The sequence below is a fragment of the Nonomuraea roseoviolacea subsp. carminata genome (assembly GCF_024172185.1).
Taxonomy (GTDB): domain Bacteria; phylum Actinomycetota; class Actinomycetes; order Streptosporangiales; family Streptosporangiaceae; genus Nonomuraea; species Nonomuraea roseoviolacea.
The window spans coordinates 4,525,547-4,545,750 of the sequence record NZ_JAMZEC010000001.1; the positions used below are offsets into that span (position 1 = coordinate 4,525,547).

General features: G+C 71.7%; 10 protein-coding genes. 8 read left to right on the forward strand and 2 right to left on the reverse strand.

Translation table 11 applies throughout. The features are described from left to right. Window positions 1–13: 13 nt before the first annotated feature. The 6 genes from HD595_RS21180 (at window position 14) to HD595_RS21205 (ending at window position 15,460) form a co-directional block, all read left to right on the forward strand. Entirely contained in the window at window positions 14–874 is an 861-nt protein-coding gene (locus HD595_RS21180) for a DUF4132 domain-containing protein (RefSeq protein ID WP_253771589.1), read from the forward strand. After that, window positions 871–5,733 (forward strand): DNA-binding protein, encoded by a 4,863-nt coding sequence (locus HD595_RS21185; protein ID WP_253771590.1) that lies wholly within the window; start codon window positions 871–873, stop codon window positions 5,731–5,733. The genes HD595_RS21180 and HD595_RS21185 overlap by 4 nt, the downstream gene beginning before the upstream one ends. A 33-nt stretch (window positions 5,734–5,766) precedes the next feature. Continuing rightward, a complete protein-coding gene (locus HD595_RS21190) occupies window positions 5,767–6,939 on the forward strand; it encodes an ATP-binding protein (RefSeq protein ID WP_253771592.1) in 1,173 nt (390 codons plus the stop codon). Next, window positions 6,936–10,409 carry a vWA domain-containing protein gene (locus tag HD595_RS21195; protein WP_253771594.1) on the forward strand — a complete coding sequence of 1,158 codons (3,474 nt, stop codon included), beginning with the start codon at window positions 6,936–6,938 and terminating at the stop codon, window positions 10,407–10,409. Before HD595_RS21190 ends, HD595_RS21195 begins: the two co-directional genes overlap by 4 nt. A gap of 23 nt (window positions 10,410–10,432) precedes the next feature. Beyond that, window positions 10,433–12,307 carry an SWIM zinc finger family protein gene (locus HD595_RS21200; protein WP_253771596.1) on the forward strand — a complete coding sequence of 625 codons (1,875 nt, stop codon included), beginning with the start codon at window positions 10,433–10,435 and terminating at the stop codon, window positions 12,305–12,307. A 69-nt stretch (window positions 12,308–12,376) separates the two neighbouring features. After that, entirely contained in the window at window positions 12,377–15,460 is a 3,084-nt protein-coding gene (locus HD595_RS21205) for a DEAD/DEAH box helicase (RefSeq protein ID WP_253771598.1), read from the forward strand. Between the two features lie 77 nt (window positions 15,461–15,537). Here HD595_RS21205 and prfH read toward each other — a convergent pair whose 3' ends face one another. Together prfH and HD595_RS21215 are read right to left on the reverse strand one after the other, a co-directional pair. Then, on the reverse strand, window positions 15,538–16,218 hold the full coding sequence (prfH, locus tag HD595_RS21210; RefSeq protein ID WP_253771600.1) for a peptide chain release factor H: 681 nt from the start codon (window positions 16,216–16,218) through the stop codon (window positions 15,538–15,540). Further along, on the reverse strand, window positions 16,215–17,402 hold the full coding sequence (locus tag HD595_RS21215; protein ID WP_253771602.1) for an RNA ligase RtcB family protein: 1,188 nt from the start codon (window positions 17,400–17,402) through the stop codon (window positions 16,215–16,217). Before HD595_RS21215 ends, prfH begins: the two co-directional genes overlap by 4 nt. Window positions 17,403–18,734: 1,332 nt before the next feature. On the opposite strand from HD595_RS21215, the gene HD595_RS21225 reads away from it, so the two are divergent. Continuing rightward, complete coding sequence (locus HD595_RS21225; protein ID WP_253771604.1) at window positions 18,735–19,274, forward strand: hypothetical protein; 540 nt, start codon at window positions 18,735–18,737, stop codon at window positions 19,272–19,274. Next, complete coding sequence (locus HD595_RS21230) at window positions 19,271–19,963, forward strand: hypothetical protein (protein ID WP_253771606.1); 693 nt, start codon at window positions 19,271–19,273, stop codon at window positions 19,961–19,963. The genes HD595_RS21225 and HD595_RS21230 overlap by 4 nt, the downstream gene beginning before the upstream one ends. The last annotated feature ends 241 nt before the right edge of the window (window positions 19,964–20,204 follow it).

Sequence of the window (20,204 nt, forward strand, 5' to 3'; positions counted from 1 at the left end):
AAAGGCGGGCGCGTTGGGCTGGCTGGCGGCGGGCGACGGATATGAGGTCGCCCTCATGGAAGGCCGGGTGGTGGCACGCTCCACCGGCGGCCGGGCGGTGGGGCGGCAGCTCAAGTCGCTGCCCAGGACACTGCGTGAGCACCCCGAGGTCGACCGGCTGCGCCGGCTGGCCGAGTGGCTCGACCGGCACGCGGCGGCGTGCGTGGCGCAGGTGGACACCTGGATGGTGTCGTCCCTGCCCGTCCCGACCGGGCTGCTGGCCCGGGTGTGGCCGGACGAGGCCTGGCAGGCGGCGCTGCGCGACCTCGCGGTCGTCGGCGACGACCCCGACGAGGTCGGGTTCCTGCGGGACGCCACCGCCTCGGGCGAGCTGCGGGTGGTGAACCTCGACGGCGAGACCGTCCGGTTGTCCCCGGAGACGGTGACGCTGCCCCATCCGGTGCTGCTGCCCGATCTGGACGACCTGCGGGAGTTCGCCGCCGAGCTGGGGGTGACGCAGAAGGTGGAGCAGATCCACCGGGCCACCTGGCGCAAGCCCGCCGAGGTGAAGGCGGGGGCGACGCAGGTGTCGGAGTTCGCCGGCGGCAGGTACGCCTCCCGGTTCGGGCTGGCGGCCCGGGCCACGCAGCTCGGCTACAAGGTGTCCGGCGGCTACGCCACGTGCCGGGTGCGGGACGCGGGGCGCGTCGTGGAGGCGGCCGTGTGGATCGGCGAGCCGTACTGGGACAGCGAGATGGAGACCGGCAACCTCACCTGGCACGACCAGGAGGGCAGGGCGCTGCCGCTGTCCGAGGTCGGGCCGGTGGCGTGGTCGGAGGGAATGCGGATGGCCGCGGCGCTCCACGCCGGCCGGCAGATCGAGGAGGGGTCGTGACCGACACGCCGCAGGCGCGGGAGTTGCTGAAGGCGGGAGCCGTGCTGCCGCCCGGCACCGAGGGGGCGGGCGAGAACGCGGTGCCGCTGGTGGCCCGCGCCTACCGGCACCCCGGGCTGGACGATCGGGTGGTCGTCCGGCTGGTGGCCGACGAGCTGCTCGCGGCCGAGGACCTGGCGGCCGGGTTCCTCGGGCTGGAGCCCGAGGGCGAGCCCGCGGTCGTCGGCATCGGGCGGCGCCGCTCGCTCGGCTTCCCCGAGTGGGTGCTGGTACGCCACCCCGACGACGGCCACCGGGCGCTGGCCGTCGTGCCCGAGCTCGAACGCATCGCCCGGCAGGCCAAGTCCAAGCCCAAGGCCGCGCTCGACGCGTACCAGGAGCTGGCCGGCCGGCTCGCCGCGTCCGTGCCGCACTTCCTGCCCACGTTCTACGAGCAGGCCGGCCGGGTCTTCACCGGCGTGGAGAACGCGACCTACGCCGCCCAGATGTTCTCCCACGCCCGCAGGGCGGAGGCGCAGTACGGGCTCGACGTGGACGAGGACCGGCTGGACGCCGTGTTCCTGGAATTCGCGCTGGCGGGGGCGCTGCCGGTCAAGGTGCTGTCCGGGTACGCCAGGGAGCTGGCCGGCCGCCTGCCCGCCGACGAGGCGCTGCGCCGGTTCACCCGGCTCTGCCTGCGCCGGACCGCGGGCGGGCTGCCGCCGTCGTCGCAGATGGCGCAGGACCTGCGCAAGCTCGCCCGCGCCGCGAAGACGGACGCCGACGCCGCCGAGCGCGCCTACCTGGCCGAGCTGATCGCCCTGCCCGCGACCCTGCGGGCCGCCACCGGCTGGTGGAGGTCGCATGCGCCCGCGGTCGCCGCGCTGGCCCAGGACGATCCCGCCGTACGCGCGACGCTGCTGGAGATCATGCCGGAGGCCAGGGACCACGACATGTCGGTCGTGTGGCTGGAGATCCTGGAGTCCTCGGGAGCCGTGCGCGAACTGGCCGAGGGCGAGCTGCGGCCCGCCGACGGCGTCGCCGGCTGGCTGACCCGCTTCCTGGCGTTCCGCGACAGCCCGTACGGGCGGCCACCGCGCCTGCCCGCGCTCTACGCGCTCGTCGAGCGGCTGGGCGAGCAGCTGCGGAGCGAGCTGACCGCCGCCGGCCGCACTCTCAAGGCGCAGGAGGACGTCGACCTGCTCGACCTGCTGCTGGCCATGGACGTGCCGGTCGCCGACCCCGGCGAGCACCACTGGCTCTGGCTGGAGCACTGGGCGGGCGGCGACGAGCGGCGTGACCTGGTGGCGCTGGAGGCCGACGGCCGCTTCCGGGCCGCGTTCCGGTCGTCGGCCTACCGTCTCAGCGACGACGAGAGCGGCCGGCGCGCCATCCGGCTGCTGGCGGAGTCGCCGGGCGGGCGGCCGATGCTGGCCGAGTGGATGCGCGAGGTGGCGCTGCGCTCGTCGGCCGCCGGGCTGCCCGACCTGCCGGACGCGATGCGCCGTCTGGCCTGGCTGCCGGGCGAGGCCCTGACGCTGGCCGAGGAGGAGGTGCGCGAGGCCGCCGCCGCCGACGTCGCCGAGGTGCTGGCCCGCACCCTGCGCACCGGGCTGATCGACGAGTACGGCTGGCCGGCCTGGGACGACGCCGTCGCGACCCTCGTGCCCCGGGAGAGGCCCCAGGACATGGTGGTCGCCGACGCCTGGCCGTACGTGATCACCGCCGGATCCGGTCAGGTCCGGGTGCTCGGCCCGGAGGGCAGCGTGCTCACCCACGACCTGCGCGTCCCGGCGAACGACACGTGGGGCGACCACGGCTTCCACTACGTGGACGGCGAACTGCTGGTCTACTGGCTGTCGCGCTCGCATGACTACCGGCTGCGCGGCTACTGGCACACCGCCCCCGACCGGATCCTCGACCTGGAGGGCGACAACAACGTCCGGGGCGTCAAGCTCGACTACCACCACGGCGACGACCCCGTAAGCCTCGCCCTGCCCGGCGGGGGCCGCACCACCGGCCACGCCGTGCTGCACCGGGGCGACACGTCGGTGCCGTCCGAGCGCGCGGTGATCAGCGACGGCACCTCGTTCTGGGTGTGGTCCTGGGAGGAGACCTACGGCACCACCGTCGGCTGGTACGAGTTCGACCCGCTCACCGGGCGGCGCGGCCGCATGGGCATGCCGGGTTTCCTCGCCGACGCGCTGCGCGACGCCCCGGCGGGCAGCGGCTTCATGACCGGCCGGATGCTTCCCGCCCCCTCCGGCGCGGCCACGCCCGTCGGCACGCCGGTGGACGGCGCGTTCGGCTGGCGGGTGGTGCGGCTGCCCGACGGGTCCGTACGGTGCGAGGACGCGGGCGGGATGAGCGTCACCGTGCCGGACAACGTCGGGGTCCCCGTGTCCGCGCTGCGGTTCCCCGGCGCCGAGCAGCCCTGCGCGGTGGTGCGCGGCAGCTACCGGATCGATCTGGTCGGCTCCGACGGCGTGCTCACGGCCACGATGAAGACCGACCGCGAGCCCGGCTCGTTCGGCAAGGGCACGATCATCCTGCCGCCGGTGCGGTACTGGACGTACTTCGAGCCCCGCGACCCCGAGGGGTCGGCCGTGCTGCGCCGGATCGACGGCGGCACCGCGGCCGCGCTGCTCAAGGCCGCCGAGTCCGCCGACGGCACCGAGTCCACCGGTGGGGACGACCTGGCCGCCCAGATCCGGGCGCTGCTGCCGGGCGTCACCCACGACGCGCTGGTGGCCGGCATCGCCGGGGTCGCCCGCTTCGCCGCCCGGCAGCAGGCCGCGCTGCGTGCCGTCGTGGCCAGGCTCGGCGAGGCACTGGCGGGCGGGGGCCGGTCGCGGGGACCCGCCGGGCCCTCCGACGACGCGATCGCGGAGGCGCTCAACGGGCTGAGCGTCGACGCCGCCTCCTACTGGCACCGCGGCGAACGGGACGGCGTCTTCCGCCAGATCCACGCCGTCGGCGAGCTGATGTCCGGGACCGACGGGAGCGAGCCCGCCGGACCGGGCCGGCACCACCTGGACCTGCCCGAACTGCCCAGCTCCCGCCTGCGCTGGCCCTCGATGCTCGACCACGCCGCCGCCGTGGCCTTCCGCGCGGCGTCCGCCACGACCGGCCCCGAGCACCGCGCCACGCTGCGGACGCTGCTCACGGCGCTGGGGGAGTACGGCCTGCCGCTGTCGGCCGCCCCCGACCGGTGGCGGCGGATGACGGTGCGGCTCCACGACCGGCACGTGACCGACCTCAACCGCGAGCACGGGAAGGGCACGTGGGTGGGGCTGCTGCCCCTGGGCGACGGGGCGTTCGTCCTCTTCACGACCATGACCGACTACAGCGGCTCCCAGATCACCTGGGACGCGCTCTTCCACGACCCGCGGGGCCGGTTCGAGGTGCCGCCGCCTTACACCGTCACGTCCTCCGCCCCGATCGGCGCCGACCGGCCGTCCGGCTGGGCCGAGGTGTTCCTCGCCGAGCTGGAGGCGCGCGGGCCGGCGCCGTGGCGGGCCGAGGCGGCGGAGGAGTTCGCCCGGCTGACCGGCGTCTCCCGGACCCTCTCCGGCCTGGTGGTGGCCGGGATGCCCGACGTGGACTCGTACCAGCGCGGCTTCCTCACCAAGGAGGCGCGCACGATGATCGGCGTGAAGGTGGCCGACGCGGTCGTCGCCCGGGACCAGCTCCGCGACCTGGAGGCCGGCGTGCGGCAGGCCGTCGTCTCGGCGCTGCTGCCCGCCGACCCGATCCGGCTCTGGACCGACGGACCCGACGTGGCCGCCGCGGCCGAGGTGTGGAACGCCCGCGTCGGCCGGCAGACGGCCGTGCCCGAATGGCTGCTCGCCGAGGCGGGCCGCGCGGTCAAGGCGGAGTGGGACACGGGCCGCGCGCTGCGCGCCCTCATGGACCCGGCCGCGACGCCGGAGCTGAGCCGCGACCGGTCCTGGTCCGTCCAGGGCGACCGCGTGCGTCCCGTGGACGGGCGGGAGGCGGGGTTCGACGCGGACACGCTCGTCTCGGTCGTCCCCATGGCGGCGTGGCTGGCGCACCGGCTGCCCGTCGGCGACCCGATCCGGGCGGCGCTGCCCGCCGCGCTGGCCGCTGTCCGCGACCGGCTGGCTGCTCCGGAGCTGGTGCTCGACCTCGACCGCTACGTCAACCTGCCTGCGTACGTGAAGGCCGCGGGCGCGCCGACCGAGAAGGCCGAGGGATTCGTCCGGTACGGGTGCCTCATCCTGCCCACCGCCGACGACCGGCCCTCGCCCGGCATCCGGGTCGCCCTCCTCGACGGGGACGACCCGTACCTGCGGGCGCTGCTCGGCATGGAGCAGCCGTTCGCGGCCGAGAGCGCCCTGCGCGTGGCGCGTGACCCGCGCTTCGCGGCCCTGCTCGCCGGCGGCCTCGCCGAGCAGGGAGAGGAGTGGTGGCCCCAGGACCCCACGCGATCCGTCCCCGGCCTGGTCGGCGAGGTCGCCGCGACGCACGGGCTCGGCGCGGACGCCGCGGCCCTCTACCTCATGCTCCTGGCCATGCCCGACCCCACCGACCGCAACGTCGCCCGGTGGACCGGCTGGAAGCCCGCCCGGCTCAAGGCGGCCCGGACCGAGCTGGCCGCCACCGACCTCGTGATCGAGGCCGACCGGCGGCGGGCCGGGCGCTCGCTGTTCCTGCCCGGCGGATGGACGGACCTGGCCGCGCCCAGCCTCCCCGTCGAGCAGTGGAAGCTGTCCCTGTTCCCGCCGTGCCCCGGCGCGCCCCTGGTGCCGCTCGAACCCGCCGCCGACCTGTACGCCAGGGCGTGGGGACGGGTGCGCGAGGGCGACCTGCCCCGCTACGAGGAGCTGAAGGTCGCCAGGCGCGGCCGGCGCCGCTGAACCCCCTGTCCGTGCATCTGTGTGAGGACTTCCATGACCATGACCGATGACCAGGCGACGGCGGCCGCTCCGGACCGCCAGGTGCTCGCGGCCGAGGAGCGGTACGCGACCGAGCTGGCCTTCCTCGCCGCCTACGACGCCGGGCCGCGCCCGCCCGGGTGGCTGCTGACCCCGCGGGCGGTGGTGACGTTCATCTGCGGCAGCGGCGGCGAGCCGCTCGACCTGCCCAAGGAGCGGCGGAGCGCCGACCTCCCCTCACGGCTGAAGGTGGAGGCGAAGTTCGTGGGCGAACGCTCGCTCGTCGAGCGATGCGTGGTGACCCTCGCCGGCGAGCGCGGCCTGCTGCTCGTGGGCGAGCCCGGCACCGCCAAGTCGATGCTGTCGGAGCTGCTGGCCGCCGCCGTGTGCGGCACCAGCGGCCTCACCGTCCAGGGCACGGCCGGCACGACCGAGGACGCCTTCCGCTACGGCTGGAACTACGCCCTGCTGCTGGCCCAGGGGCCGTCCCGCGGCGCGCTGGTGGACTCGCCGGTGCTCACCGCCATGCGCACGGGACGGGTGGCCCGCGTGGAGGAGATCACCCGCTGCCTGCCGGAGGTGCAGGACGCCCTGGTGTCGATCCTGTCCGACCGGCGGGTGAGCGTACCGGAGCTGGCCGGGACCGGCGACGCGCAGGTGGCGGCGGCGCCCGGGTTCACCGTGATCGCCACGGCCAACCTGCGCGACCGCGGCGTGTCCGAGATGTCGGCGGCCCTGAAGCGGCGCTTCAGCTTCGAGACCGTGGGGCCCATCGCGGACGCCACGGCGGAGACTGCGCTGGTCCGCCGCCAGGCGACCGCGGTGGTGCAGCGGGCCGGGGCGGCGTTCGGGGTGGACGACGCCGTGCTGGAGGCGCTGGTGACGGTCTTCCGCGACCTGCGTACCGGACGGTCCGACGAGGGATGGGACGTGGAACGGCCCGGAACCGTGATGTCCACGGCCGAGGCGGTGCAGGTCGCCGCCTCGCTGGGGGTGGCGACGGCGTACCTGCCGGCGGGTGACGTGCTCGACCTGGTGCCCGGCCACCTGCTCGGCGTGGTCCGCAAGGACGATCCCGCCGACCACGGGCGGCTGCTCGGCTACTGGGACGGGCCGGTGCGGCGGCGCGCGGAGGACGGTTCGGCGATGTGGCGGCGGCTGTGGGACCTGCGGGACAACCTCCGGTGACCCCTGACCCGAGAGAGGCGGTCGCCGCCCTGGCCGCGTGCGCCCGGCCGTACCTCATCGGGGTGCGGCACCACAGCCCGGCGCTGTCCGTGGTCCTGCCCGAGCTGCTGGAGGCGGCCGACGCGGAGGTCGTGTGCGTCGAGCTGCCCGCCGACTTCCAGCCGTGGCTGGAACACCTGGCCGCCCCCGAGACCGTCGCGCCGGTCGCGCTGGCGGGGGCGGGGGCGGACGGCGAGCTCGGGTTCTACCCGTTCGCCGACTTCTCGCCGGAGCTGGTGGCGGTGCGGTGGGCGTGGAAGCGCGGGGTGGAGGTGCTGTGCTGCGACCTGCCGCTGTCGGACCGGGGATGGAAGGGGGACGGCCCTGAGGCGGCGGTGGCGCCGCGGCGGCGGTCGTTCGCCGACGGGCTGGCCGCCTCGGGCACCGGTCGCGAAGGCGACGACATGTGGGACCGGGCCGTGGAGGTCCTCGCCCCCGAGAGCGAGCCCGAGGCCGTACGCCGGGCCGCGCTCGCGGTCGGCTGGGGCCTGCGCAGGGACGCCGAGGAGTCGGGCGGCGTACCGGCCAGGGACCTGGCGCGCGAGGCCCACATGCGCCGCGTCCTCACCGAGGCCGGTGGCCGTCGCGTCGCCGCGGTGATCGGCGCCTTCCACGCGCCGGCCCTCGTCACGCCCACCACCCCCGAACCCGCCGGGAAGGAGGCCGAGCCGACGACGGTCGTCTCGCTCGTCCCGTACGCGTTCGACCTGCTCGACTCCCGCTCCGGCTACCCCGCCGGCATCCGGGACCCCCGCTGGCAGCAGATGGTGTTCGAGGCCGGCGGCGATCCCGGCCGGGTCACCGACGGCGCCGCCCGCGCCGTCACCGACCTGTGCCGGGAGCTGCGCCGGGCGGGCCACACCGCCGGAACAGGCGAGGCCGCCGAGACCCTGCGCATGGCCTGCGACCTGGCCCGGTTGCGCGACCTGCCCGCGCCCGGCCGCGGCGAGCTGCTCGAAGCGGTGACGACCGTCCTCGGCCAGGGCGAACCCCTCGGCCGCGGCCGGGCGCTGGCCCGCGCCCTCGACACCGTCCTCGTCGGCACCCAACGCGGCCGGACCTCACCCGGCACACCGCGCTCGGGCCTCGGCCCCGCCGTGGAGGCAGAGCTGAAGGCGCTGCGGCTGCCGGGCCCGGACGATCCGGAACGCCGGGAGGTCCGCCTCGACCCGCTCCGGTCCGGCCTCGACGCGCGCCGCGAGGTGCTGCTGCGCCGCCTGCTCACCTGCGGCGTCCCCTACGGCGAGCCGATCGAGGTGACCGGCACGGGCGACGCCTCCGCGCTCACCACCAGGTGGCGGCTGACCTGGACCCCGGCGGTCCCGGCGCTGCTCGACCTGGCGGGCGTGCGCGGCGTGACCCTCGCGCAGGCCGCCGCGGGCACGTTGCGGGAGACGTACCGGCGGGAGTCCGCGGAGGGCGGCCCCACGTGCCGGCTGGTCCTCGACGGCCTGCGCGCGGCGGCGCAGTGCGACCTGCCCGAGCTCGTCGCCGACCGCCTCGCCGAGGCCGCCGTCGTGCTGCCCGCCACCGCCACCCTGGCCGAGCTGCTGGACGCCCTCGACCTGCTCGAAGCCCTCCGCCGCGAACACCTCCCCGGCACCACGCCGGAGGGCCGCCGGCAGAGCGCCGAACTGGCGGGCGCCCTGCTGGAGGCCGCGATCCGGGCGCTTCCCGGCCTCGCGGGCAGTGACCAGCCGGAGGACGCCACGGCCCTGGTCGCGCTCGCCGTCCGGAGCGGCGAGGACCGCCTGGGCCTGCGGATGGACGGCGTGCTGGACGAGCTGGCCCGTACCGCGTCGCCGCTCGTGCAGGGCGCGGCGCTGGCGGCCCGCGTCCTGCTGGACCTCGACGGAGCCGGCACGCTGGGAGCCAGGGCGGCGGGCTGGATCGACGCCGCCACCGGCCCGGACGGCCGCCGCCGTCTCGGCCGCCTGCTGACCGGCGTGCTGACCGCCGCCGGCCCGCTGCTCGAATCGGCGCCCGCGGCGCTCCACCCCCTCATGGACCGCGTCGACGAGCTGGCCGACAAGGAGTTCCTGGACCGGTTGCCGGCGTTGCGCGGCGGGTTCGACACGCTGACGCCGGCGGCGCGGACGCGACTGCTGGGCACGGTGTCGGAACGTCTCGGCGGCGACCGGCTGGACCTGTCGCTGGAGGCGTCACCCGAACTGCTCGGCCTGTGGACGGCGGCCGACGCGGCGGCCCTGGCCGTCCTGCGCTCACTGGGGTTGCCTGTGGCGGAACCGGAGAATCCCACGCCGCCCGGCGAGGGCGAGGAGCGGAAGGCCCGACCTGAAAGGCCGGCCATGCTGGCGCCGGTCGACCGGTGGCGGCTGCTGCTCGGACGCGAGTCGCGGAAACTCCCGTCCCAGGCCCGTGCCTACGCGCGCGCCCTCGACGAACTGTACGGAGCCGGACGCGGCGAGGGCTCCGACGACTTCACCCCCTCGAACGGGGGAGACGCCGGGGGCCAGGAGCGGTCGTTCCCGACGGCCCGGGAGTGGGCCGAGGAGCTGGAGGCGCTGTTCGGTGCCGACGTCCGCGAGGAGGTGCTGGCCGGCGCGGCCGACGCCGGACGGCTCGACGTGCTGGCGGAGCTGGACCCGGCCGCCGTCCGGCCGTCCGTCGAACTGCTGACGTCCGTACTGTCGCTGGCGGGAGGCATGCCCGAGCAGCAGCTCGCCAAGCTGCGCCCGCTCGTGCAGCGCCTGGTCGCCGAGCTCACCCGCGAGCTGGCGACCAAGCTGCGCCCGGCGATGACCGGTCTGGCGAACCCGCGCCCGACCCGCCGCCCCGGCGGCCCCCTGGACCTGCCGCGCACCCTGCGCGCGAACCTTCGGCACAGCCGGCGCCTGGACGACGGGCGGCTGGTGGTGGTGCCGGAGCGGCCGGTGTTCAGCACGCGGGCGCGCCAGGAGGCCGACTGGCGGCTGATCCTCGTGGTGGACGTGTCCGGCTCGATGGAGGCGTCGGTCGTCTGGTCGGCGCTGACCGCCGCCGTCCTGGCCGGCGTGCCGACGCTGTCGACGCACTTCCTGACGTTCTCCACGCAGGTGATCGACCTGACCGACCAGGTCACCGACCCGCTCTCGCTGCTGCTCGAAGTGCGCGTGGGCGGCGGCACGCACATCGCGGCGGGCCTCGCCCAGGCGCGCTCGCTGGTGACCGTGCCCAGTCGGACGCTGGTCGTGGTCGTGAGCGACTTCGAGGAGGGTTACCCGATCGGCGGGCTGCTCGCGGAGGTGCGCGCCCTGGCGGGTTCCGGCGTACACCTGCTGGGCTGCGCCGCCCTGGACGACAGCGGGGCGCCGCGCTATTCGCTGCCCGTCGCCCAGCAGCTCGTCGCGGCCGGGATGCCGGTCGCCGCGCTCAGCCCACTCGCCCTCGCCCGCTGGGTGGGGGAACGCCTTCGTGGAGAGAACCGGTGAACATGTCGTCTTGTCTGCCGCCGGTGGCTTTGCCTCCTGTGGCGCCGCACGTGGTGGCGGCCGCCGTGGAGGGGCTCACCTCCCGGCTGCGGAAGAAGCTGGACGCGGCCGTCGAGCAGTACGCGGCCCTGCCCGTCGAGGCGGTGGACGGGGAGGGGCTGCGGATCACGTGCGGCGAGGACGCGGTGGTCACGCTGTCGCCGGGCGCGTCCGGTGTGGTGGAGGAGGAGGGACAGGCGAGGTGCAGTTGCCTGCTCGCGCCGAGATGTCTGCACCGGGCGGCGGTGCTGAGCGCCTGCCCGCCGGCGGACCCTGTTGAGGGGACGCCTGCTCCTGAGCTCTCCACAGCGGCACCACCCGAGGCGCTGAGCCCGGAAAAACCGGCGGCCGAGCGACCGAGCCAGACCGAATCGGCGTCCGCCGGACCCTCCTCCACGTTGAGCGAGGCACAGGTGGGGGCTGCAGCGGGGCTGTGGGCCGCCGGGGCGGCCGTGCTGGCGGCCGGGATCTCGGCTGCGGGCGCGGTCCCGCAGGCCGAGCTGCTCCGCGCCGCCCACAGCGCCCGCCTCGCCGGCCTCCCCAGGGCCGAGGCCGCCGCCCTCCGCGTCGTGCGAGGGCTGAGGTCGGCCCGCGAACAGCGCGTCGGCCACCGCCTCTCCGACCTCGTGTCCGCCCTGCGCGAGCTCCTGCTCATCGCCGGCCGCCTGGCCGCGGGCGACCCGGACCCGGCGCTGATCGGCACCGTCCGGCGCGCGTACGACCAGGGCGGCAGCCTGCGCGTGCACGGCGTCTTCCGTGAGCCGGTGATCAGCGCCACCGGCTACGGCGGCGTGGTCACCCACGTCGTCGCGGAGGACGGCCGCTGGTTCTCGGTCGCCGACGTCAAGCCGGGCGGAGCGTCCCGCGCCCGCGGAGCGGCCACCGCGCCCGTCGCCATCGGCTCGGCGACGATGAACCACGCGCAGCTCGCCAAGTCGGGCCTGCTGATCGTCGGCGCCACGATCTCACCGGACGGCCGCCTCGGAGCAGGCAAGGGCGTCCGCGCGACGCCGGTCGCTGGCATGCCGTGGACCGAGGGACCGATGGCCGCCCTGCTCGCCCGCCCGTTGGCCGAGCAGGCTCTGGAGCGCCTGTCGGGGGAGGTATGGAGCGACTCGGGCACGGAGGAGGTGGCTCGGGAGCCGGTCGCCTGCGACCTGATGATCGTCGGCGCGTCCGGCGACCACGTCCTCGCCCACGTCCTCACCCCCACCACCGCCGCCACCCGCACCCCCACCGCCGGGCCGGTGATCCGTCTCGTGCCGGCCAACCGACACCAGGATCTGGCGCATGTGGCCAACCTCGGCCGCCTCGCCTCCCGCCCCGGCCTGTGCGTGCGCGTCGTGGGCCGGCTGGAGCCGGACCGGGGGTCCACGTTGCGCCCCTTCGCCGTGGGCCCCGTACCGGGAGCCGAGATGACCCTGCGACTGCCCGCCGAGTGGCAGGACCGGGCAGACCTGGGCTACGACCGCCTGCAGGGCGTCCACCTCCCCCCACGCGGCCCCCTCGACGACATGCCGACCGCGGCGGCGGAGGACCCATTGGGGAGCGCGCCACTGTGGCGCGTCCGGCGCCTGATCGAGCTGGCCGTCGCGGGCGGCCGCCGCGCCGTGGCCGAGTCCGGACGCGGCGGGGACTCCCGGACGCAGGAGGCGTCACTGCGCCGCGCCGGCTTCAAGACCGCCGCCGAACTGGTCGCCGCCCTCACCGCGGAGGCGGATCGGCGCGAACGCGACGTGTTCGGTCGCCTGACCGACTCCGGCCTCGACCGGTACGCGTGGGCCTGGCTCACCGCGGCCACCCATCTGGCCGCCGCGGAACGCGCCCTCGTCCGATCGTCCTGGCAGGCCGGCGAGTGATCGAACCCCTTGCCCTGCTCGGTGGCATCAGCTACATATGTGATCTTCCTATATCTCTGAGGGCGTGATATGACCGACGCTCCGATCACCGGTCTCTACGATTCCCTGCTCACCGGCACACTCGACGCCAAGATCGACGCCTGGCGGCAAGGCGGCCACCTGGTCGAGGTATCGAAGATCGACGTCGAAGAGGTTGCCCACCTGCTGGGCCGATTCGTCGGCGAAACGGCAGCGCGGGCCTTCGCTGAGCTGAAGGGACACCCGGACCGGCAGGTAGCACTGGCTAACCGGCTGCTTGCCCAGCTCACCGAGCCGCCAGAGACGATCGCGGAGGGACCGAATCAGCTCCTGTCGATCGCAAAGGACGTTCCGGGAGCGACGACTCCGCGTCGGCCACTGACGTCACTGTCGGAAGCGGCCCTGCTGACCAACGCCCGCGAGGACCCCAACCTGGCGCACGAACTGGGAGCCGAGCTGGCGAGCGCCGACCGCGTGGATCTGCTGTGCGCGTTCGTGAAGTGGTCGGGACTGCGCATTCTGGAGAAGCCGCTGGCCGAGCTGCGCCGTCGCGATGTGCCGCTGCGAGTGATCACGACGACCTACATGGGGGCGACCGAACGGCGGGCGCTGGACCGCCTGGTCAACGATTTCGGCGCCGAAGTGAAGATCAGTTACGAGCGTAACTCCACCCGACTGCACGCCAAAGCGTGGCTGCTGCGCCGCCACACCGGCTTCGACACGGCCTATGTCGGCAGCTCCAATCTCTCTCGCGCGGCGTTACTGGACGGACTGGAGTGGAACGTTCGCCTGTCCTCGGTGACCACCGCGCGGCTGCTGGACAAGTTCGAGGCGACATTCGACTCGTACTGGAACCGGTCCCAGTTCGAGCCCTACGACCCGGCGACCGATGCCGATCGCCTGGATGAGGCACTGGCCCGCTCGCAGGCGGGCAAGCAGTTGTTCGACATCCCCGAGCTGGTGCCGCATCCGTTCGACCATCAGCGCGAGATGCTGGCCGACCTCGACCGGGAGCGCACCATCCACGACCGACATCGCAACCTGCTGGTGGCTGCGACCGGCACAGGCAAGACCGTGGTGGCAGCGTTCGACTATCGCAACCTGCAACAGCGGCTGGGCCGGCAGCCGTCGTTACTGTTCGTGGCGCATCGGCGGGAGATCCTGGCTCAGGCGATGCGCACGTATCGGCAGGTGCTGGCCGTACCGGACTTCGGTGAGCTGCATGTGGGGGAGGAGAAGTCGCGGCGCTGGCGGCACGTGTTCGCCAGCGTGCAGTCGCTCACCCGCCGCATCCTGGAGTTCGAACCCGAGCACTTCGACGTCGTGGTGATCGACGAGTTCCATCACGCCGCCGCGCCGACCTATCGGCAGATCATCAACCATCTCAAGCCGAAGGAGTTGCTCGGCCTGACCGCGACGCCAGAGCGGTCCGATGGCACGTGGGTGCAGGATGAGTTTTTCGACCGGCGGATTGCCTCCGAGCTGCGGCTATGGGACGCGCTGGATGCCGATCTGCTGTGCCCGTTCCACTACTTCGGGATCAACGATGGGACCGACCTGTCCAGTGTGAAGTGGACGCGCGGCTCCTATGACGTCTCCGCTCTCGACAACGTCTTCACCGGCGACGACGCTCGTGCCCGGCTGGTGTTCAACGCGGTGCGCGACAAAGTGAGCAACCTGGAGACCGTACGCGGGCTGGGTTTCTGTGTTTCGGTGCGGCATGCGCACTACATGGCCGAGTTCTTCACCCAGCATGGGCTGCCTTCGCTGGCGGTGGATGGATCGACTGAGGATGGGACTCGAAAGGCGGCACTTCGGGAGCTTGCGGAAGGGAAGATCCGGTTTCTCTTCGCAGTGGACCTGTTCAATGAGGGCCTGGACGTGCCCGACGTCGACACCCTGCTCATGCTGCGCCCCACCGAGAGCGCCACGATCTTCCTGCAGCAGCTTGGACGTGGGCTCCGCCGCACGCCGGAAAAAGACGTGCTGACCGTGCTCGACTTCGTGGGGCAGCACCGTAAGGAGTACAGGTTCGCCAACCGGTTCCAGGCGCTGACCGGGTTCTCCAGAGGCCGGCTGGACAAGCAGGTCAAGGACGACTTCCCGCTGCTGCCTTCGGGGAGCCAAATCGTGCTGGATCGGGTGACTAAGGAGCGGCTGCTGGCCGACCTCAAGGTTCAGCTCGGGGCGACGGTGAACACGCTGTCGCGGGAGATTCGCTCTCTCGCGGAGTTGTCGCTCATGAGATATCTGGAGGAAAGCGGGCGCGACATCAGCGACCTGTACCGCAATGGTCGCTCTTGGACCTCGCTGCTGCGCCGTACCGGTCTGCTGTCTGGGGAAGGCTCGGCGCTCGAGGAGGAGCTGGGAGGACGGGTCCGGGCGTTGCTGCACGTGGACGACCGGAGTCGTGGCGAAGCCTACGCTCGGCTGCTGCAGCCAGATGGCCCCCGTTACGCGTCGCTGTCCCCAGCTGATCAGGCTTTCGCTCGGATGTTGTTCTTCTCGTTCTGGCGTGATGGGGGCGGGTTCGCCTCTTACGACGAGGCGCTGGACCAGCTACGCGGCGAGACGGCGCTGTGCGACGAGATTCGGCAGGTGCTCGCCTACGGCATCGACCGGCCGCGGTATGTGGCCAAGCCGGTGGAGCTGGATGGAGTTCCGCTGGCGATCAACGCCTGCTACTCCACCGACGAGGTGCTCGCCGCGATCGGCTGGGCCTCGCTGGGCGGCCTGGTGCCCTCCACCATGCGCGAAGGGGTTGCCTGGAGTCCCGCGGCCCGGTGCGACGCCCTCTTCGTCACGCTGCAGAAGAACGAGAAGGAATTCTCACCGCAGACGATGTACCGCGACTACGCCCTGACCTCGGGCCTGTTCCACTGGGAATCCCAGAACCGGACCAGCGCTACCTCGGCCACTGGTCGCCGCTACCAGAACCACGTGGCGGAGGGCAGCCACGTGCTGCTGTTCACCCGCGAGCGCAAGAAGAACGAGCTCGGCCACCCCGAGGCCTTCGTCTTCCATGGCATGGTTCGCTACGTGGAGCACCGCGGCGAGCGACCGATGGGCATCACATGGCGGCTCGATGAGGAGATGCCCGCAGACTTGTTCCGCCGCGCGGCTATTGCCGGATGAAGCGGTGCGAGATGGACCTCGCACCGCCGACAAGGCAGGAGCGGCCTCCTCCGCTGGGGCTTCGGCAGTCCGCACGGCTAACCGGCGTCGGTGGACTGCCGCCGTCGTCGGCGCGTCCGCTTCTGCCGGGCCACGTCCTGGCCCGCTGTTTCCGGACGTTCGATGCAGGCGGGGTCGCCGCGTACGAGCTCATCGTGGATGCGCCAGCGGGCGGTGGTGACGGCGCGCTCAGCCGCATCGTCGCCGTGCTCGATGCGCTGTCGCAGCAGCCGCATGGCGATGCGGCGGTTGAGGCTGAACTGCCGCTCGGTGTCGACCACGACGACGATCCCCGTGGGCCGGTGGGTCGCGCGTACGGCCGTGCTGGCCTTGTTGCGGTGTTGACCGCCGGGGCCGCCGGTGCGGCAGGCGACGATGTCGACGTCTGCTTCCGTGAACGTCGTGCGCGGGGTGTCGACCTGGCACGGTTGAGCGATGACGTACCAGTTCTTCCGGCCGGTGTCGGCCCGGTAGGGGCTGGGGGCCTGCCAGCACAGGGTTCCGGTCCACGAGGCGGCGAACGCCTCGGCGCCGTCTCCTGCGATGCGGACGAGGACCGATCGGTAGGTGCCGGGCCGGTCGCCGGGAACTGTGTGAGCCCGATGGGTCTCCACGCCCTGCCGGGCGGCGTCGCCTTCCAGGCGGTGCAGCAGCTGAGCCAGCGCCCAGGCACACTCCTGCGGGCCACGCCCGGCCGACAGGAGCAGGTGGACGTTCACGGCCGGCCTCGCTTGCGGCGCTGGTCCCGATGATCCCTTTGCGGCCCTGACCCGAGGTCGGGTGTCTTGTAGGTGAGCAGAGGGATCGTGGTGGCCACGGGCGTGGCGAGGTCATGGTCGACGAGGTCGGCGATCACCTGCTCGATGCGCTTGTAGGCCGTAGGTGCCTCCTCGAAGAGAAGCTGGCGGTCGCCGCACACCACCAGCGACCCCATCGGCGTGCGGCGCAGCTCTTCGACCGTGTGCTTGGCCCGCCCCCGGCGCAAGGCGTCCGCGCGCGACATCTTGCGGCCCGCGCCGTGCGCCACGGAGTGGCCGGCGTCCGGCCCGGCGTGGGCGGCCACGAGGTAGGACGGGGTGCCGCGCGTACCGGCGATGAGCACGTCGCGGCCGTCACCCGGCGCCGCTCCCTTGCGGTGCAGGTAGATCCCGTCGCGGATCTCGACCAGGTTGTGGCACTGGTCGAGGATCGGCTCGGCGGGCTCGAACCCCAACGCGTGGGCGACCCGGGCGGCCAGCAGCCGCCGGTTGAGCGACCCCCACCGTACGGCCTCGTCATGCATCGCCAGGTAGGCGCCGGGGTCAGGGGCGGGACCCGCCCCGTGGACCGCGGTGTGCTCCCGCAGGATCCGTTCGCCCAGCCCCCGTGAACCGCTGTGGACGATGAGAACCAGGTCGCCGGCGCCGAGGCCGAGACGGCTCGCGTGGTCCGGTTCGAGGATGGTCCCGATCCGGGCCAGCTCGACGAAGTGGTTGCCCCGGCCGACCGTCCCGAGCCCTTCGACGTGACCAGCGGGTATGCCATCCTTCACGACGGCCCAGGCGGGATCGTCGGCATCTCGTTCAGGGTCCAGCGCGCGATCGAGATCGGGGACCCGGGCGGCGAGCTTCTCGGGTACGGCGCGCTTGAGCTTGACGGGGAACACGGCGATGCCGCAACCGATGTCGGAGCCCACCAGGAACGGGTACAAGATCGACGAGGCCATGGCGGCGCCGATGGGGGCGCCCTTGCCAGGGTGCAGGTCCGGCATGGCGGCGACGTGCATCATGCCGTCGAGGGCGGCTACCTGATGACATTGTGCGACGGCATCGGACTCGATCCAGCTTGTGGGGGAGGCGAACACGGTGACGGTGGCCGACCCCGTGGCCGGGACGGACGGCGGCAGGGAGTGTTGCTGAGACAAGACGATGCTCTCTTCGCTGAACAGGGCATGGGCGGGCGGCATCACGGCGAGAGTCGGCGCCGTGGCATCTCGAAGTAGCGGGGTGCTGTCCGTCAGAGCCTCATGGAGATCACCATCTCTGAGCCTCGTCATGCCTGGCAACCGATTTTCGGCCGTACGGGCTTGCGGATACCGGCACGCCTTGGTGAGTACGCGCCCTGACGGAGCCCCGACAGCTGTACTGCTTGTGCCGGTTGAAACAGCATTCGACGACGTTGCGACGCCTATATCAAGACCCGGTCGAACGCGCAGCGCTGGTGCTCCGATGAGCTCGCCCAGCCAACTGGCCGGCGCGTTCAGGATGGGTCGCGCCGATGCCCCTTCGGCGCAGATAGGTGTAGGCACGGATGACTCGGGAGCCGTAGCCCTTGTCTGCGATGACACGCTCCGGCCGAGTGCGCGGTCGGACCGTACCGAGCCGAGGGATGCGAACCGCTGCCATCACGTGGGTGAACTGGGTGCAGTCGTTGATGTTTCCGCCGGCGAGGAGAAGCACGAGTGGAAGGCTGCCTCACCCGTCGGTGGCCAGGTGGAGCGTGGTGGTCAGTCCATCGCGCGTGAACGCCCGAGCGCCTGTCCGCCCTGATCCACCGCGAGGTGGTGATCTCTGCCGAGTTTCTCCCTTTGTGGGCGCTTTGTGGGCATCCGCGGCATGCTGGTGGGCCCGCACGATGGTAGAGCGGAGGCAGGCCTCCGTACCCTGCCGCATCGTCATGAGCCTGGATGTGCTCCAGCAGCCGCGGGATTGCTGCAGCTGAAAAGCCGCAGGTCGGAGGTTGCGAGCGCTGAAAATGTTTAGCTAGGTACGTGCCCCGGCAGGAATTGAACCTGCGGCACCCGCTTTAGGAGAGAGGCACCTGCAAGGTCTGCACATGTGCTCTGACCTGGGCAGATGCTTGGTGTCACCCGGGCCATCTGGAAGATCATCCCGTACATGTCCCCTGGGACCCGTCGAGGTTCATCAGGTGGTGACTCTCGTTGGCCCGCTCGCGCTGCAGCTGTACACGCTCCTGCCGTTCCCGTTCCGTGCGGTGTGTCGCCTCGGTCCGTACGCGTACTACGGTGCGCCGTACCGGGCGCTATCCGTAGCGACTTGACAACCTGTGGGCCAAGCCGTAGCTGCGAAACTCGGGTGTCGACGACCACAGAATGACGTAAGATCGTTGACCACCAATCTCCCTTTAAGGCAAGGTTGTCCAGCTCGGCTGTTTCCTTGGACGGTCCAGCCGCATGGCACCCCTCAGCATTATCAGCAGGAACGATCGACCATTCGACTGATCGGAGATCCTGTCCGTGAACCCCGACGAACTGGAACAGCAACTCCGTACCCTCCTAGCAGAAGAAGGTTTCGCCTGGATACTCGAGCAGGTAGACGAGACCATCGCGGCAGGAAAACCAGAAGATGTGAGCGTTAAGAAGCGCACAAGACCTGCACGTCGCCGCGGCTCTGGAGGGTCTCGCCACCAGACTCACACGTACTCCATCGGAATCCAGCCGACCGAGACGAACTTTCTAATTACGCCTGTCGCCAGCGAGAGTCCCGGATCGCATATCAAGACCAACACGTATACTGCTGCAGAGCGAGCGAGCCTAATTCTTCAGGCCGTTCGAAGTGTCTTGGTAGACATACCTAAAGTACACAAAGAGCAGCTCGTTCTTCTCAGCCGTGAATCCAGCGCTTCGGTTTCAAGTGTGGCTTTCCTGCCAGATGAGAATGGGCGTGGTGAGCAAACCACCGTGATAGCTAGAGAAGGCCAGCCTGCTCCGTTCCTGCCGGAAAGCGAAAGAATCGATCAGCTACTGCGGGCCTTGGAAGAGGGGCTGACACATTGACCACCAAAAAGGATCTCCTCCGCGAACTGCGTGTTCACCTTCGAGGTGCCCGAGGAACCTCCTACAGTTCCACCTCGGCGATTGGCGATCTGTACGAGGGTTACGTCTTCGCGCTTGTCGTCGATGAAGCGCGTAAAGGAAGGGCGTCGGTACGTTACGAAGACATAGACGGGAATAAGACTTCCAACTTGATTTTCAGGACCAGCCCAGGGCAGCTGTACTCACGAGCTAATGCCTATACGCACGCGGTGGTCGAGTTCGGGTCCACCGCTCCGCCGCTTGAAGTCCACGTGGGCGTCAAGGTCCAGGGACGTTCGGGAGTGCTTCACGAGTGCGACGTACTTGTCCTCACGCAGGAAGAGGCGGATCAGAGCAGATCTGCCTATGTCGCTCCCAAAGCCCGAAACTGCATTCTCGCCATTGAATGTAAGTTCTACTCCAGCAACCTTCCGCTCGATCTAGCACGTAGCTTTCAAGGGTTGGGTGCAGATTTGGGTGAAAGGGCAAGGCCGACCTTTGTGTCGAACTCCACCTCGGGAACGGTAAAGAGATATCTCACGCACAAGGGGCGCGACTGGGAACACGGCGTGGTTCCCGGGAACACCTCTCAAGTGGTCGGCCTGGTGAACAAGATACGCGAGGCTTTTAAGCTCTACATGAGCAGCAACGATCCCAGCTACCACTTGTAGCGGGCTTTTCCACGTCTGCTGGTAGGTCCTATACCACACAACCGGACGCCTTGGCGTTGCTCCTCGTAGGCCGGCGGCACAGCCCCACCATAGGAGAGGGAGACCGAACTGCCTGTTGAATGCGGTCGAGCTGGGCAACTAACCAACAAGACGCGTGCGCCGCCCCAAGATCATTACGCGCATCCCAATTCCAGTCGTGAGAGTAGCACCGCCATCCAGCTGCCGACCCGGAGCGCAGGGC